The 16,307-nt window shown below is 63.5% G+C and carries 13 protein-coding genes, 1 tRNA gene and 1 pseudogene; 8 read left to right on the plus strand and 7 right to left on the minus strand.

Features of this window, described 5'->3' with window-relative positions; all coding sequences use genetic code 11:
- Positions 1–60: 60 nt before the first annotated feature.
- The 3 genes from KBZ07_RS16435 to KBZ07_RS06260 all read right to left on the minus strand — a co-directional run bounded on the left by KBZ07_RS16435 (position 61) and on the right by KBZ07_RS06260 (position 2,029).
- Positions 61–393 carry a helix-turn-helix transcriptional regulator gene (locus KBZ07_RS16435; RefSeq protein WP_396123947.1) on the minus strand — a complete coding sequence of 111 codons (333 nt, stop codon included), beginning with the start codon at positions 391–393 and terminating at the stop codon, positions 61–63.
- Positions 394–614: 221 nt separating this feature from the next.
- On the minus strand, positions 615–1,046 hold the full coding sequence (locus tag KBZ07_RS06255; protein WP_254930805.1) for a hypothetical protein: 432 nt from the start codon (positions 1,044–1,046) through the stop codon (positions 615–617).
- A gap of 53 nt (positions 1,047–1,099) precedes the next feature.
- Positions 1,100–2,029 (minus strand): serine hydrolase, encoded by a 930-nt coding sequence (locus KBZ07_RS06260; RefSeq protein ID WP_254930806.1) that lies wholly within the window; start codon positions 2,027–2,029, stop codon positions 1,100–1,102.
- 59 nt (positions 2,030–2,088) lie between these two features.
- Between KBZ07_RS06260 and KBZ07_RS06265 the strand changes: the two genes are divergently transcribed.
- The 5 genes from KBZ07_RS06265 (at position 2,089) to KBZ07_RS06285 (ending at position 5,044) form a co-directional block, all read left to right on the plus strand.
- The gene (locus KBZ07_RS06265) at positions 2,089–2,838 is read left to right on the plus strand and encodes a C40 family peptidase (RefSeq protein ID WP_254930807.1); all 750 of its coding nucleotides are present in this window, start codon (positions 2,089–2,091) and stop codon (positions 2,836–2,838) included.
- Between the two features lie 25 nt (positions 2,839–2,863).
- On the plus strand, positions 2,864–3,850 hold the full coding sequence (locus KBZ07_RS06270; RefSeq protein WP_254930808.1) for a glycosyltransferase family 2 protein: 987 nt from the start codon (positions 2,864–2,866) through the stop codon (positions 3,848–3,850).
- A gap of 83 nt (positions 3,851–3,933) precedes the next feature.
- A complete protein-coding gene (locus tag KBZ07_RS06275; RefSeq protein ID WP_106632445.1) occupies positions 3,934–4,050 on the plus strand; it encodes a photosystem I reaction center subunit VIII in 117 nt (38 codons plus the stop codon).
- A gap of 52 nt (positions 4,051–4,102) precedes the next feature.
- Entirely contained in the window at positions 4,103–4,594 is a 492-nt protein-coding gene (locus KBZ07_RS06280; protein ID WP_197147961.1) for a photosystem I reaction center subunit XI, read from the plus strand.
- Positions 4,595–4,693: 99 nt separating this feature from the next.
- The gene (locus KBZ07_RS06285) at positions 4,694–5,044 is read left to right on the plus strand and encodes a hypothetical protein (RefSeq protein WP_254930809.1); all 351 of its coding nucleotides are present in this window, start codon (positions 4,694–4,696) and stop codon (positions 5,042–5,044) included.
- Between the two features lie 62 nt (positions 5,045–5,106).
- On the opposite strand, the gene psaB is transcribed toward KBZ07_RS06285, so the two are convergent.
- The gene (psaB, locus tag KBZ07_RS06290) at positions 5,107–7,320 is read right to left on the minus strand and encodes a photosystem I core protein PsaB (RefSeq protein WP_197147959.1); all 2,214 of its coding nucleotides are present in this window, start codon (positions 7,318–7,320) and stop codon (positions 5,107–5,109) included.
- A gap of 19 nt (positions 7,321–7,339) precedes the next feature.
- Positions 7,340–9,643 carry a photosystem I core protein PsaA gene (gene psaA, locus KBZ07_RS06295; RefSeq protein ID WP_254930810.1) on the minus strand — a complete coding sequence of 768 codons (2,304 nt, stop codon included), beginning with the start codon at positions 9,641–9,643 and terminating at the stop codon, positions 7,340–7,342.
- A gap of 425 nt (positions 9,644–10,068) precedes the next feature.
- Here psaA and KBZ07_RS06300 point away from each other — a divergent pair, with 425 nt between their 5' ends.
- Both KBZ07_RS06300 and cobJ read left to right on the plus strand, forming a co-directional pair.
- Positions 10,069–11,253: a hypothetical protein gene (locus KBZ07_RS06300; protein WP_254930811.1), complete on the plus strand. Its 1,185-nt coding sequence runs from the start codon at positions 10,069–10,071 to the stop codon at positions 11,251–11,253.
- Positions 11,250–13,061 carry a precorrin-3B C(17)-methyltransferase gene (gene cobJ, locus KBZ07_RS06305; protein ID WP_254930812.1) on the plus strand — a complete coding sequence of 604 codons (1,812 nt, stop codon included), beginning with the start codon at positions 11,250–11,252 and terminating at the stop codon, positions 13,059–13,061. The genes KBZ07_RS06300 and cobJ overlap by 4 nt, the downstream gene beginning before the upstream one ends.
- 24 nt (positions 13,062–13,085) lie before the next feature.
- Here the strand turns inward: cobJ and KBZ07_RS06310 are convergent.
- Positions 13,086–13,159: transfer RNA gene (locus KBZ07_RS06310), tRNA-Pro, on the minus strand.
- Positions 13,160–13,306: 147 nt separating this feature from the next.
- Between KBZ07_RS06310 and lipA the strand changes: the two genes are divergently transcribed.
- Positions 13,307–14,176: a lipoyl synthase gene (gene lipA, locus KBZ07_RS06315; RefSeq protein ID WP_254930813.1), complete on the plus strand. Its 870-nt coding sequence runs from the start codon at positions 13,307–13,309 to the stop codon at positions 14,174–14,176.
- Positions 14,177–14,179: 3 nt separating this feature from the next.
- Here lipA and KBZ07_RS06320 read toward each other — a convergent pair.
- Positions 14,180–16,307, minus strand: a pseudogene (locus KBZ07_RS06320) (glutamate synthase-related protein); the annotation flags it as partial.

Genomic DNA, 16,307 nt, shown 5'->3' on the forward strand with positions numbered 1-16,307 from the left:
AGAGGCGGTTAGCAATACTATTTCTTTTTGTGTTAATGCCATAATAATATCCTCCTGTCTTCAAGAACCCAATGAAATAATCCATTTCTGTATATCTTTTGCCAACCACCGTCGGCAGTTGCCTCCAAGGTTCAGATGCTTTGGAAAACATCCCTCATTCATGCGCCTGTAGACAGTTGATTTTGATAATCTTGTGACGCGTATGACCTCCTTTAAGTCAATTAACATGAACTCGTCTTTCATCGTGTATGCTCCGTATAATTTATAATCAGACCAGAAACCAAAGCATCTTGCTTTGACCTTAATCCTTGACACTATTATATCACGAACTTGGGGCGATTGCAAGAAGTTAAAGGGTGCTATTTGCCTGCTATCGGCGCCCTGGATTTGCATGTTCTAAGTGGTGTTGGAAATGGTGTTGGAATCCGCCTCCACCAAAGGGAAGAGTCGTCTCTTCCCGTGTCACCACTTCGCTCTGAGAGTCACAACGAAGGACTCCCTCTCCGTTGAAATCGAATCCTGAAATCGAATCCAGAAATCGAATCCCCAGGGATTCAGCCCTCCCGGCCCCCGGCTACAGCAGCCATGGGGGCTGGCTGTAGCCGGGGCTGGCCCTAAGCCTGAAAGTGGCCGACCAGGGAAACCATGTAGCCAATCGTGTGGAGAACTTCACCAGAGGTATAGACACCTAGAACGGCCTCCAGGCCGTAGCTCCCATTGCAAAGAGTGTTGACGGGACCCGTACAGGAGTTCACGCTCCAGCCCACCGTTGAAATCCCGCCCACACCATTGATGGTGATCAGGGGGGTGGACTGCTCCACCAAGAACGACTGACTTTGACCAGGCACCGCAGGCAGGGCCAGACTCAGGCTGAGCGTTTCATTGGCCCAGCCACGGCTGCCTGCCATCGACCCCTTGGCTTCGTAATCAACGACAACAACGCCACAGAGCTGAATCAAAATACTGTTGCCCGCACCCTGGAAGTGAAGGGAGTGGGCCGACTGGAAACGCTTTGCATCAGATGGCGCCAGTTGGTTGATGTTCATATCGGCCGCACTTTAAAAGCAAAATTTCACTATTAGTCTATCAGCATCGTCAGCTATCGCCTACTTGCCCTGACCAGCTGGGCGGCAATTTCAGGCAGCAGGCGTTCATCTGCGGCGCAATCACGGCCCTCACTAAACACTACAAGCAGCATGGGAGGGCAGTTCTCCAGCTCCACGTAGGCCGCATCGTGCCTGGCCAAACTCATCCAACCAGCCTTGCTCCACAGGCTTGAGCCCGGGGGGAGTCCGGCGCCGACGAATCCATCCACCTGATTCTCCGGATCGGCAGCCCGCAGGGCCGGATCCAGGCTGCGAGCCAGCAGGGCGCGCATCCGGGCACAGGCCGGCGGCGAGAGCAGCGCCGAGGCCATCACAGCCTGCAGCAAGCGGGCCACCGCATCGGTGCTGAGGCGATTGCGGTTCTCCAGTTCGGAGCCATAGAAATCCCGCTCCCGGCCGTAGGGGCCATCCCCCCAGGTTTTCTGGCAAGCGTTACAGCCCTGCAATTCCAGCCAGTCGAGCTCGGCCAGCCAGCAATTCACCAGTTGACGCTGCTCCACCCACTGGGCCATGCGCCGCGGGGGCAGGGATGGACCACTGGTGGTGCCGGTGAGCAGGTCCAGCACCAAGGCGGTGGCGTCGTTACTGGAATCCCTGATCATGTCGCCCAGGGCCAGCCGCAGCTCGGGGGTGTCTGCCAGCAGATCGGCCTGCCGCCAGGCCTCCGCCGCGATCAGATAGACCAGCTTCACCACACTGGCGGGGTAGCGCAGGCAGTCTCCGGCCCAGCTGGCACCCTGCACCGGCAGGGCCCAGAACTGCTGCGGGGCCAGCTCGGCTGCCCGGCCGATCAACGGCTGGTCGTAACGCAGCCAGGTGATCGAGAGCTGCGAGGCCAAGCCCGAGCGGCCATCGAGCTCCAGGGCCCTCACCAGATCGGCCAGGATCTGGCCCATCGCCGGATCGGGGCTGTAGAACGCCATGAGCGCCGGTCCATGTTGTTGCGAGATTAGGGGTGGCCCCATCAGCGAGCTCCAACCCGATGCACCTGGCCAGCGGCACCCCAGCAGCGCCCGAATGGCTCAAGCCCGGCACCATCTGGCGCCTCACCGCCCCGCTGAACCTCTACAGCCAGCCGACAGGTGCGGGGCTGGCCACCCAGGCCTGGGAGGGCCGCCAGCTGCAGATCCTTGCCCCCACCGCAGCAGGGGGCCCTGGCCAGCGGCTGCGGGTGCGCCTGCTTGAGGACGGCTACCCCGGCTGGATTGGCAGCAGCGCCCTGCTGGGGCATGCCCTGGCGGGCCAGCGGCAACCAGGGCGAGGCCTGCACCGCTGCGCCATTCTGCAGAGACTGGAAAGGGTTTTAGCCTTCGCCAGCAGCGCCCAGCTCCAGCCCAATCGCTACCTCTGGGGTGGCAGCCTGGGGCCCGACTACGACTGCTCCGGCCTGGTGCAGCGCGCCTATGCCAGCGCAGGGATCTGGATCCCCCGTGACGCCTACCTGCAGGAGCGATTCTGCCAACCCGTAGGAGTGCAACCTGGCCAGAGCCAGCTGCTGATGCCTGGTGATCTGATCTTTTTTGGCAGCCCCCAGCGCTGCAGCCACGTGGGCCTACACCTGGGCGGGGGCGCGTATCTGCACAGTTCTGGCCAGGCCCACGGCCGCAACGGGATCGGCATCGACACCATCTCTCCCCACAACCCCCACCCGGTGGCGCGCCACTATCTGGGGGAGCTGCGCGGAGCCGGGCGGGTGATGCACAGCCATGGCGGCGGCCCAATGGCCGCCTAGGGTCGCCGCCAGGACACGGCAGCAAATGACCCAGCCACGGCAAGGGCCCCCGGAGCTTTCCGTGGTGGTCCCCCTCTACAACGAGGAGGAGAGCCTGAACCAGCTGGCCGAGCAGATCCTGGCGGTATTGCGACCGCTCGGCCTGGATTTCGAACTGGTGCTTGTCGACGACGGCTCCAAGGACAACACCCCAAACCTGCTCAGCGGGCTCGCGGCCCAGGTTCCCGAGCTCGTAGCGGTGCTGCTGCGCCGCAACTACGGCCAGACAGCCGCCATGGCCGCAGGCTTTGACGCCAGCAGCGGGGCCGTGATCGTCACCCTCGATGGTGATCTCCAAAATGATCCAGCCGACATCCCCCTACTGCTCAAAGAACTCAACCAGGGCTTCGACCTGGTGAGTGGCTGGCGCCACCAGCGCCAGGACGGCGCCATCAAACGTCTGCTGCCAAGCCTGATCGCCAACCGCCTGATCGCCCAGGTGACCGGTGTGCAGCTGCACGACTACGGCTGCTCCCTCAAGGCCTATCGACGGGAGGTGGTGAGTGACCTCAACCTCTACGGCGAACTGCACCGTTTCCTGCCCGCCCTGGCCTTTATCGAAGGGGCCCGGATCAGTGAGGTGAAAGTAAGCCACCACCCCCGGCTCTATGGGAAAAGCAAATACGGACTGGATCGCACCTTCCGAGTGTTGATGGACCTGCTGACGGTGTGGTTCATGAAGCGCTTCCTGACCAGACCGATGCATGTGTTCGGCTTCGGAGGGCTTGCCGCCATGGGCCTGGGTGTGGTGATCGGGCTCTGGCTGGTGGGCGAAAAGCTGCTGCTGGGGGCCGACATCGGAGATCGTCCCCTACTGCTGATGGCCCTGCTCAGTTTCCTTACCGGAGTGCAGCTCTTCTGCTTCGGCCTGCTGGCCGAGCTGCAGATGCGCACATACCACGAGAGTCAGGGACGACCGATCTATCGGGTGCGCGCCACCCTGCGGGGCACGGGCGACGCCGGCATGGATTGAACTTTTATGTCGCCCGCGCAAGTGGGCCAAAGCAGGCTTAGGGCAGATCCCTACAGTGCTCAAGGTTGCTTATGGTCCGCACCATGACTGGAGAATTCGCTGCCGCCTGGCTGCCATCGGTGCTTGTTCCGCTTGTTGGGATCCTCGGCCCAGCCGTGGCCATGGCCCTGCTGTTCAACGTGATCGAAGCCCGCGACTGACGCGCCTCAAGCGACTCCATCGCCTTCCATCACCGCTTCCCTACCCGCCACCATGACCGTGACTCCCGTGGCCGACCCCTGCGTCGGCAATCTGGCAACCCCTGTCAACAGCAGCTACTTCTCGCGGGCGTTTCTGAACGCCCTGCCGGCCTACCGGCCCTCCCTGTCGCCAAACCGCCGCGGGCTGGAAGTGGGCATGGCCCATGGCTTCTTCCTATATGGACCGTTTGCAATCTGTGGTCCGCTCCGGCTCACCGAATACGCCAGCACCGCTGGGCTACTGGCCAGCATCGGCCTGGTTTCGATCCTGACAATCTGCCTTTCGATCTACGGCACTGCTGGCAACGGCCCCAACATCCAGCCTGCGGATGCCACGATCGACAATCCACCCGCCGACCTGTTCACCAAAGCGGGCTGGGCTGAGTTTGCCAGTGGTTTCTGGCTAGGCGGCTGCGGCGGCGCCGCCTTCGCCTGGTTCCTGGCCGGCACGGCCATCGTGGCCCCACTGGTCAATATCGCCGGTGGAGTTTGGAGCGTGGGCTGAGCCCAAGGCCCCTCTCCAACCAGCCCCGCTTCGGCGGGGCTTTTTTAATGGCGATCAGCCACGGGAAGATAGCAATAGATCCAGAGCGAGCCCTGTTGCATGTGTGCCCGATTCAAGCCCCTGATTGGCACTCTGCTGGCCATAGCCATTGGCGCCTGTAGCGGCCTGCTGGTTTCCTGCCGCTCGAATAAACCCAGCCAGGAATCGATCAAACCAACCCAGGAGCAACTCGCAAAGCAACTGGCAGAGCAACAGCAGCTAGCAGCGCTCCGCCAAGCAGCGCTGCTCAAGAGTGAGAAAAGGGAAGCGGGCCAAAAGGGCTGGATCGACGGCCATAGGGCCACGGTGGCCTGCCTCCATGGTGAAAGGGCCCAGACCGATGGCAACGAACTGCGCTGTGAGGAGCTGGCCTACGTGCGGGAGAACTACGCCGCAGCAGCAGCGCCATAAAAAAACCCCGGCATGGGCCGGGGTGGGGTCGTCGTCCCTCAAGCAGCCCAGGGGCTAGGCGGCTAGCCGAACTTGCCCGAGGTAGATGCGATCAGGAATGCCGCGTAGGTGAGGATATAACCGATCGTGAAGTGGGCCAGACCCACCACACGGGCCTGAACGATCGAAAGAGCGACGGGCTTATCGCGCCAGCCCACCAGATTGGCGAGCGGGGTGCGTTGATGGGCCCAGACGATGGTTTCGATCAGCTCCTGCCAGTAACCCCTCCAGGAGATCAGGAACATGAAGCCCGTAGCCCACACCAGGTGACCAAACAGGAACATCCAGGACCAAACGGCCAGGTTGTTGCTGCCAAAGGGGTTGTAACCATTGATCAACTGGGAGGAGTTGAGCCACAGATAATCACGGAACCAGCCCATCAGATAGGTGCTGGATTCGTTGAACTGGGCCACGTTGCCCTGCCAAATGGCAAGGTGCTTCCAGTGCCAGTAAAAGGTCACCCAACCCACCGTGTTCAGGGCCCAGAAAACCGACAGATAGAAGGAATCCCAGGCAGAGATATCACAGGTGCCGCCACGGCCGGGGCCGTCGCAGGGGAAGGCGTAGCCAAAGTCCTTTTTATCGGGCATCAGCTTGGAACCCCGGGCGTCTAGGGCACCCTTGACCAAGATCAAGGTGGTGGTGTGCAGACCCAGAGCGATGGCGTGGTGAACCAAGAAGTCACCAGGGCCAATCTGCAGGAACAGGTCGTTACCACCATTGATGGCATCGATCCAACCGGGCAGATAAACCGCACTGGCGGTGCTAGCTGCGGATGCGGAATTAGATAGCAACACATCCATGCCGTACATCGCCTTGCCGGAAGCGGCTTGGACGAACTGGGCAAAGACGGGTTCCACCAAGATCTGCTTCTCAGGAGTACCGAAGGCCACAACCACATCGTTGTGGACGTAGAGACCAAGGGTGTGGAAACCGAGGAACAGGGATACCCAACTCAGGTGACTGATGATGGCTTCCTTGTGCTCAAGCATCCGTGCCAACACGTTGTCCTTGTTGGCTTCAGGGTCGTAATCCCGGATGAAGAAGATCGCACCGTGGGCGAAAGCACCGCACATCAGGAAGATGGCGATGTACTGGTGGTGGGTATAAAGGGCAGCCTGGGTGGTGTAGTCCTTGGCGATGAACGCGTAGGACGGCATGGCATACATATGCTGTGCCACCAGACTGGTGACCACACCCAACGCTGCCAAGGCCAGACCGAGCTGGAAGTGCAGGGAGTTGTTGATGGTGTCGTAGAGACCCTTGTGACCGGCTCCCAGGGCGCCACCAAAGGGAGTTCCCTTGGGCGGATTGTGGGCCTCGAGAATCTCCCGGATCGAGTGACCGATCCCGAAGTTGGTGCGGTACATGTGACCGGCAATCACGAACAGACAGCCAATCGCCAGGTGGTGATGGGCGATGTCCGTGAGCCAGAGGGCTTCAGATTGGGGGTGGAAGCCACCGAGGAAGGTGAGGATCGCCGTGCCAGAGCCTTCAGCCGCTCCGAACTGCTGATAAACGGTGTCGGGATTCTGGGCATAGACGCCCCAGTTGCCGGTGAAGAAAGGAGCCAGGCCAGCTGGATGGGGCAGCACCGAGAGGAAGTTGTCCCAACCGACGTGCTGACCGCGGGCCTCGGGAATGGCAACGTGAACCAGGTGACCGGTCCAGGCGATCGAGCTGAAGCCAAACAGCACAGCCAGGTGGTGGTTGAGCCGGGATTCAGCGTTCTTGAACCAGGCCAAAGAAGGCCTGAACTTGGGCTGGAGGTGGAGCCAACCGGCAAACAGGGCCCAGGCCGACAGGATCATCATGAAGATGGAACCCTGATACAACTCGGCATTGGTGCGCATGCCGATCGTGTACCACCAGTGGTACAGACCGGAATAGGCAATGTTCACCGGAGAGGAGGCGCCCGCCTGGGTGAAGGCGGCAATGGCGCCCTGGCCGAAGTGGGGATCCCAGATCGCATGCGCGATGGGACGGATGTGCAGCGGATCGGCGACCCACTGCTCAAAGTTGCCCTGCCAGGCGATATGGAACAGGTTGCCCGAAACCCAGAGGCCAATGATGGCCAGATGACCGAAGTGGGTGGAGAACAGCTTTTGGTAAAGCCGCTCCTCGGTCATGCCGTCGTGGCTCTCGAAATCGTGAGCCGTGGCGATGCCGTACCAAATACGGCGGGTTGTCGGGTCCTGCGCCAGACCCTGGCTGAACGAAGGAAATTTCGTTGCCATTGGGAGAGGTCAGTAAAGGTCAGCCGACCGCGACGATGCGGGCCAGGAAGAATGCCCAGGTTGTTGCGATACCGCCCAACAGATAGTGGGCGACACCTACAGCACGACCCTGGGTGATCGAGAGAGCCCGCGGCTGGATCGCCGGAGCAACCCTCAGCTTGTTGTGAGCCCAAACGATGGACTCAATCAGCTCCTGCCAATAGCCGCGGCCACTGAACAGGAACATCAGGCTGAAGGCCCAGATGAAGTGGGCACCCAGGAACATCAGGCCATAGGCACTGGAACTGGAGCCGTAACTGTTGATCACCTGAGCTGCCTGGGCCCAGAGGAAGTCGCGCAACCAGCCGTTGATGGTGATGGCGCTCTGGGCAAAGTTGCCGTTGGTGATGTGCTGGACGCTGCCGTCAGCATTGACGGTGCCCCATACGTCGCTCTGCATCTTCCAGGAGAAGTGGAAAATGACGATCGACAGGGAGTTGTACATCCAGAACAGGCCGAGGAACACATGGTCCCAAGCCGACACCTGGCAGGTGCCGCCACGGCCAGGGCCGTCGCAGGGGAAGCGGAAGCCCAGATTCGCCTTGTCGGGGACGAGGCGGGAGCTACGCGCATACAACACACCCTTCAGCAGGATCAGCACGGTGACGTGGATCGTGAAGGCATGGATGTGGTGGACCATGAAGTCGGCCGTTCCCAGGGGAATCGGACCGGCGGCCACCTTGCCTCCCACGGCAACTACGGCGCCGTTGAACACCTCACTGACCCCTGCCAGAGCATTGGGTGCGGTGGTGCCAGCGGCGGCAGCGTGCAGCCCCTGAACCCACTGCGCGAAGACGGGCTTCAGGGCAATGGCGGAGTCGCTGAACATGTCCTGGGGACGGCCCAGGGCACGCATGGTGTCGTTGTGGATGTAGAGGCCGAAGCTGTGGAAGCCCAGCCAAATGCACACCCAGTTGAGGTGACTGATCAGGGCATCGCGCGCCTTGAGCACCCGGTCGAGCACGTTATCCACGTGCTTGGCTGGGTCGTAATCGCGAATCATGGCGATGGCTGCGTGGGCGCCGGCACCAACGATCAAGAAACCGCCAATCCAGGTGTGATGGGTGAAGATCGACAGCTGGGTGGGGTAGTCAATCCCGATGTAGGGATAGGGGGGCATCGCATACATGTGATGCGCCACGATGATCGTCAGGGAGCCAAGCAGCGCCAGGTTCACGGCCAGCTGGGCGTGCCAGCTGGTGGTCATGAACTCGAAGAGGCCGTCATGACCCTTGGGGGCGGGGAACAGCAGGGGATCACCCTTCTGGCCCTCAAGGATTTCCTTGATGCTGTGGCCGATGCCCCAGTTGGTCCGGTACATATGACCGGCAACGATGAACAGCACCGCAATCGCCAGGTGGTGATGGGCGATGTCGGTCATCCAGAGGCTGCCGGTCACAGGATTGAGCCCACCCTTGAAGGTGAGGAAATCGCTGTAAGCGGCCCAGTTTCCTGAGAAAAAGGCTGAAATGCCCGCCCCGAAACCGGGGAATATCTGGGCGATCAAATCCTGATTCAGGAATTCATGGGGCAGGGGGATGTCCCCGTAGGTGGCGATGGTTTTGCCATTGAGCACCAGCGGCTGGCCGGCGTCGATGGCTTCCATCAGCGCATTGGTGGGCAGGGACACGTGCAGGAGGTGGCCTGTCCAAGAGAGGGAGCCCAAACCAAGCAGGCCAGCCAGATGGTGGTTGAGCATCGACTCAACGTTCTGGAACCATTCCAGCTTGGGAGCTGCCTTGTGGTAGTGGAAGACACCGGCATTGAGCATCAGCCCAGCCATCACCAGGGCCCCGATGGCCAGGGAGAGCAGCTGGGTTTCGTTGGTGATGCCCCAGGCCCTCCACACGTGGAAGACGCCGGAGGTGATCTGAATGCCGTGGAAGCCGGCACCCATATCGCCATTGAGGATTTCCTGGCCGAAAATGGGCCAGACCACCTGCGCCGAAGGCTTGACGTGCAGGGGATCGGTCAACCAACCGGTGTAGTTGGAAAAGCGGGCTCCATGGAAGAAGGCGCCGCTCAGCCAGATGAAAATGACGGCCAAATGGCCGAAGTGAGCAGAAAAGATCTTGCGAGAGACCTCTTCGAGGTCACTCGTGTGGCTATCGAAGTCGTGAGCATTGGCGTGGAGGTTCCAAACCCAGGTGGTGGTTTTGGGACCTTTGGCAAGGCTGCGATCGAAATGGCCGGGCTTGCCGAACAGTTCGAAGGTGGCCGGAACTGGGTTCCGGTCGACCATGGCCTTCGCCTTTTCCCCACGTTCTGGTGGGCTGATGGTCATCGAGACATTCCTCGAGGGACGGAGTCGAGGTGGTGGGTCCACCCCTTCGGCAAGCCGGATGGCTTACCTGTGGGCCCCACGGACAGCCAGGGCCGAAACCCCAAGCCGCTCGTGGGCGCCAGCCGCAAAGAAGCTCGCGAAACCGCGAAACCGCTTGGCACAACTGGAGCTTTGGGCCCCAGATAGGGGACCGCTGGTCGAAGTATAGGGGTCGTTTTCGAGGAGTTTTGGGTCGCAGTTACAAAGGTTCAATCCCAGTGTTTCCCAGGCCAGCACTGGGCTTTACAGAACAAAAAGAATTATCGAGATCGGGCAACTCTTGAGCAATTAATTATGCTTCAAAGCCCGGCACCCTCCAAATGCCGGCTGGATTAGCTGGGCAGCCTTGCCGTCACAATGGCTTCAAAATCAGCCTGAAATCCAGCGTGGGCGGAGCCAGCGCAACCAAGCCAGCCAACCGTCGCCACCCCATCCTGTGGCGCAAGGGCCTGCTGACACTCCTGTTTGTGGCGCTGTTAGTGCTGCCGGTGGGCTACGGCCCCATCTCCTGGAAGCGAACCACCTCGCCAGCAGATGGGCTCCTGCAAACCCAGGCGCCCTCGGGACGCCTGCAGGAGGTAGCTCCGCCAGGGGCCGTGCAACAACTTCAAGAGGCCCTGGCCCTGCGCCGTCCCCAGGTGACGATCGAGGCGCCGCGGGATGGGGCAAACCTGCCTGCCGGGCCAATCAAGCTGAGCTTGCAGGTGCGCGACTGGCCCCTGGTAGATGCCGGAGAACTGGGCCTGGGCCCCCATGTGGTGGTGCAGGTAGACGACCTGCCAGCCATTCGGCTCAGCGGCCTCGAGCTTGAGCTGCCTTCCCTGAGCCCGGGGAGCCACCGGATCACTGCCTATGCCGCAAGGCCCTGGGGAGAGGCGGTGAAAAGCCCTGGTGCCTGGAGCCAGATCAGGGTGCATCGGGTCACGGCCAATCCCCTGGCGATCCCCCAGCCGGGGACCCCCCAGCTGCTTCCCGTCAGCCCGGCGGACCTGGCCGGCTCTGAGCCGCTGCTACTCGACTGGCTGCTGCTGGATGCACCCCTCCAGGGCCTGCGGGATAACGACGGCAGCTGGCGCCTGCGGGTATCCATAAATGGCGACGGCTTTCTGGTGGATCAGAACTCACCCCTTTGGCTCAAGGGCTGGCAACCCGGCAGCAACAGCCTGCTGCTGGAACTGGTGGATGGACTCGGCGAACCGCTGAATCCTCCCTTCAACAGCCTGGTGAGGGAGGTGGTGCTGGCCCCCTCCAAGCCAGGCTTGGGCTGGCAAAAGGGCCGGCTGGCAGAGGGTGAGCTGGCCCAGCTGCTGGGCACGGCTCCGCCAGAGCCACCGGCCCAGACCCCGACCCAACCAGAACCCGACTCCGAGCCTGAACCAGAACCAAAACCAGAACTCGAGCCCGAATCTGAGCCCGAGCCCGAACCAGTTGCCGAACCAGAACCAGTGCCAGCTCCCCAAGCAGCTGTTGAACAATCCCTTCAACCAGCTGAGGCGCCATCCACGAGCCCGGGGGGATCGGCCCGCAGCCAGGTGAATCCAGACGGCTCATTGCGCAGGTCTGGCGAATGACCCCCACCCCTGCATCCCTTCCGGCGCGGGGCCTGATCTGGGGCCTGGGCTTCAGTCACGGCAGCGCGCCGATGCTGGAGCGCCTCAGCCAAGCTGGCCTGATCGATGCCCGGCTCGGGCCGACGGACCAGCCCTTGCCCCGGGAGGGTCTGGTCACCCACTGGTCATCCGCCCATGCCTTTGTGGTGGTGGGGGCCTGCGGACTGGTGACCCGGCTGATTGCCCCCCTGCTCAGCGGCAAGGACAGCGATCCAGCCGTGGTGGTGGTGGACCCCCAAGGGCGGTTCGCCATCCCCCTGCTGGGCGGCCATGGAGCCGGGGCGGACCAGCTCAGCCACCGAATTGCCGCCAGCCTTGGGGGCCAGGCCGTGCTGACCGGTGCCAGTGCCGCCGCAGGTCGGCTCAGCCTCGACAGCTTCGGCAGGGGCTGGGGATGGCGGCGCGGAGCTGGCGATTGGCAGGAGCTGATGCTCGCTGCCGGCCGCGAAGGTGGCCCTTCCCTTCAGGTAGAGGCCCGCCATGGCAGCCCTCGCTGGCTGGCGCTGGATGCCGCAGCCCACCTCCAGGCCGGAGCCAATTCCGCCATGGCCAAGCCAGCCATGGTCGTGGACATCCACACCGGCAGCGGCTGCAGGTGGCACCCGCCCAGCCTCTGGCTGGGCCTGGGCTGTGAACGCGATACCAGCCTGGGCCTGCTGGAGCGCCTGGTGGACCAGACCCTGGCAGCCCAGCAACTGGCTCCCCAGGCGGTGGCCGGGCTGGCCAGCATCGACCGCAAGGCCGATGAACCGGCCTTGCTGGCCCTAGCCGCCCAGAGGCAATGGCCCGTGCGCTGGTTTGACGCGGCGAGCCTCGCCGCCGTGGCCGTGCCCACTCCCTCGGCAGCCGTGGCCAAGGAGATGGGAACCGCCAGCGTTGCTGAAGCCGCTGCCCAACTGGCAGCTGGCCCCGGAGCCAGGCTGCTGCAGACCAAGCAGATCGCCCACGCCCAGGGCGCCGAGCGCGGGGCCGCCACCCTGGCGGTGGCCTTGGCGGAGGGCCAATGGGCTCCCCAGCGGGGCCAGCTACATCTGGTGGGCAGTGGGCCGGGCAGCCTGGACCTGCTGACGGGCGACGCCCGCCAAACCCTGGCAGCAGCCACGGTGTGGGTGGGCTACGGGCTTTACCTCGACCTGCTCGAACCCCTGAGGCGGCCAGATCAACTGCGCTGGGATGGCCAGCTCACCGAGGAGCGAGCCCGCTGCGCCCTGGCCTTGGAATTGGCCTGCCAGGGGCTCAATGTGGCCCTGGTTTCCTCCGGCGACAGCGGCATCTATGCCATGGCAGGCCTGGCCCTGGAGCTGTGGCTGGCCCAGCCGGCCGATGGCCGCCCAAGTTTTGCCGTTCACCCCGGCATTTCGGCCCTGCAGCTGGCCGCCGCCCGGGCCGGCGCACCCCTGATGCACGATTTCTGCACGATCAGCCTCAGCGACCGGCTCACCCCCTGGGCCGTGATCGAGCGACGACTCCAGGCCGCTGCCGAGGGGGATTTTGTGGTGGCCCTCTACAACCCCCGCTCCCTGGGGCGGGACTGGCAGCTGGCGAGGGCCCGGGAGCTGCTGCTGGTTGGCCGGCCCGCCTCCACCCCAGTCGTGCTCGCCCGCCAGCTGGGGCGGGCGGCGGAGGCAGTGAGCCTGCACACCCTGGGGGAGCTACCGGTGGAGCAGGTAGACATGCTCACCTTGGTGTTGGTGGGGAACAGCAGCAGCTATGCCAAGGATGGGCGCCTGGTGACGCCCCGCGGCTATCCGGGGGCCGAACTCAGCTGAACGCCCCAGGGGTGGCAAATGCAATCGGGATGACAGGATTCGAACCTGCGGCCCCTTCGTCCCGAACGAAGTGCGCTACCAAGCTGCGCCACATCCCGATAGGCCGACTTTAGGGGATGGGCTTCACAGCGGGCGCCTCTCTTCTGGGGCATTCCTTCTGGCCCCTTCTTTCTGGCCCCTTTCTTCTGGATCTTCCTAAAGTTGATCCCAGCCCTTCCCCCGGCCCTGGCTGCCGGTTGCGCGCCTTGCTCAAACCCGACTGGCTGCGCGTCAAGGCCCCCCAGCGGCAAAGGATCGGCGAGGTGGCCGACCTACTTCAGGATCTCAGGCTAAATACGGTCTGCCAGGAGGCCAGCTGCCCCAACATCGGCGAGTGCTTCGCCGCCGGCACGGCCACCTTTTTGATCATGGGGCCGGGCTGCACCCGCGCCTGCCCCTACTGCGACATCGACTTCGACAGGAGCGTGCGGGAGCTCGACCCCAGCGAGCCCGAGCGGCTGGGGGAAGCGGTGGCGCGCCTGGGCCTCAGCCACGTGGTGATCACCTCGGTCAACCGCGACGACCTGGCCGATGGCGGCGCCAGCCAGTTTGTGGCCTGCATTCAGCAGGTACGCCAGCGCTCGCCGCTCACCACGATCGAACTGCTGATCCCCGATTTCTGCGGCAACGGGGACGCCCTGGCAACGGTGATGGCAGCCGCGCCCCAGGTGCTGAACCACAACATTGAAACCGTGCCGAGGCTCTACAAAAAAGCCAGGCCCCAGGGCATCTATGAGCGCTCCCTGGAGCTGCTGCAGCGGGTGCGTCAGGGCTGGCCGCGCACCTACAGCAAGTCGGGGCTGATGGTGGGCCTGGGCGAAAGCGACGCCGAGGTGCTCGAGGTGATGGCCGATCTACGCCGTCACGCCGTGGACATCGTGACGATCGGCCAGTACCTCTCGCCGGGGCCCAAACACCTGCCCGTGGATCGCTTCGTGACCCCCGAGCAGTTCGCGGCCTTCCGCCAGCACGGCGAGGATGCCTTGGGCTTCCTGCAAGTGGTGAGCAGCCCGCTCACCCGCAGCAGTTACCACGCCGGCGAGGTACAGCGGCTGATGCGGGAGTACCCGCGCTAGGCCCTAGGCCACCACCGCCTGCCGCTCCGCCAGCCCCATAGCCGCCTTCTCGCTCGGGGGCACCAGCAGCTTGAAGCGGCTCTTCCAGCCATCCCAGTCGGCCAGAATCGCCGCGGCCTTGGCGCTGCCGGTGAGCTCCAGATGGGCTGCCAGCAGGGGCTTGAGCACGGCTTCCTGCTCCGGGGTAGAGAGGGGACAGATGGAGACGATCTCGGCGTTCACCCGCTCAGCCAGGCCTCCGGCTTCATCGAGGATGAAGGCCACGCCGCCGGTCATGCCGGCGGCCACATTGCGGCCTGTGGAACCCAGCACCACCACCACTCCACCGGTCATGTATTCACAGCAGTGGTCACCGGCGCCCTCCACCACGGCGGCAGCTCCGCTGTTGCGAACGCCGAAGCGCTCGCCGGAGCGGCCCAGGGCAAACAGCTCACCGCCGGTGGCGCCGTAGAGGCAGGTGTTGCCCAGGATCACCTGGTTGCCTGGATCGTTGACGCCGGCGGGGGGCACCACGGTGAGGCGACCCCCATTGAGGCCCTTACCCACGTAGTCGTTGGCATCCCCCAGCAGGCGCAGATTCATGCCCTGGACGCCGAAGGCTCCGAAACTCTGGCCGGCCGCTCCCTCAAAGTTGAGATCGAGCTGGCCTGCGAAGCCCGTGTTGCCATGGCGGGCAGCGATCTCGCCGGAGAGCCGGGCACCCACGCTGCGGTCGGTGTTGACGATCGCCAGGCTGCGGGCAACGCGGCCGTGGCCCTCGATGGCGGCCATCAGTTCCGCATCAACCAGCAGCTGATCTTCCAGGATCGGGCCATTGCTGTGGGCCCGATCCCCATGCTGCAACCAGGAGCGATCGGCCGCCGCTGGGATCGGAGTGATCAGACAGGAAAGATCCAGGGTCTGGGTTTTGACAAGGGCAACGGCGCGGGGCTGCAGCAATTCACTGCGGCCGATCAGATCTTCGAGGCGGGCCACGCCGAGCACGCTCAGCAGCTGGCGCACCTCCTCGGCCACGAAAAGGAAGAAATTCACCACGTGCTCGGGCACGCCGGGAAAGCGCTTGCGCAAATTTTCCTTTTGGGTGGCCACCCCCACAGGGCAGTTGTTGGTGTGGCAAACGCGGGCCATGATGCAGCCCTCGGCGATCATCGCCACGGAGCCAAATCCGTATTCCTCAGCGCCCAGCAGGGCGGCGATGATCACGTCCCAGCCGGTTTTGAGCCCGCCGTCGGCGCGCAGCAGCACCCGATCACGCAGGCCATTTTCCAGCAAACTGCGATGCACCTCGGTGAGGCCCAGCTCCCAGGGACTGCCGGCGTGCTTGATCGAGCTGAGCGGCGAGGCGCCGGTGCCGCCGTCGTGGCCGGAGATCTGAATCACATCGGCGTTGGCCTTGGCCACACCGGCAGCGATCGTGCCGATGCCGATCTCGGCCACCAGCTTCACGCTCACCTTGGCGGCGGGATGCACCTGGTGCAGGTCGTGGATCAATTGGGCCAGATCCTCAATCGAATAGATGTCGTGGTGGGGCGGCGGCGAGATCAAGGCCACGCCGGCCTTGCTGTTGCGCAGCCAGGCGATGTAGGAATCCACCTTCGGGCCCGGCAGCTGGCCGCCCTCGCCCGGCTTGGCCCCCTGGGCCACCTTGATCTCCAGCTGCCGGCCACTGCGCAGATAGGCAGGCGTGACGCCAAAACGGCCTGAGGCGATCTGCTTGATCGCCGAGCAGGCCGTATCTCCGTTGCGCAGACCTTTGATCGTGGGCAGGGTCGGCGAGTGTCCGTCGCCATCCACATCGGTGAGCGGGGCGAAACGGGCCGAATCTTCACCACCCTCGCCACTGTTGCTCTTGCCGCCGATGCGGTTCATCGCCACCGCCAACACCTCGTGGGCCTCCCGGGATAGGGCCCCCAGGCTCATGCCACCGGTGCAGAAGCGGCTGCAGATGCTCTCCGCACTCTCCACCTGGTCGAGCGGCAGGGGGGCTGAGGCGGGCATGAGCTCCAGAAGATCGCGCAGCGCAGTGACCGGCCGGTTTTCCAGCAGGCTCTTGTAGGTGGAGAAGTGGTCGTACCCCGGGCCCGCCTAGACCGCCGCATGCAGGGCCTTGGCCATCTCCGGACTGTTGAGG

The organism is Cyanobium sp. BA20m-14 (assembly GCF_024346295.1).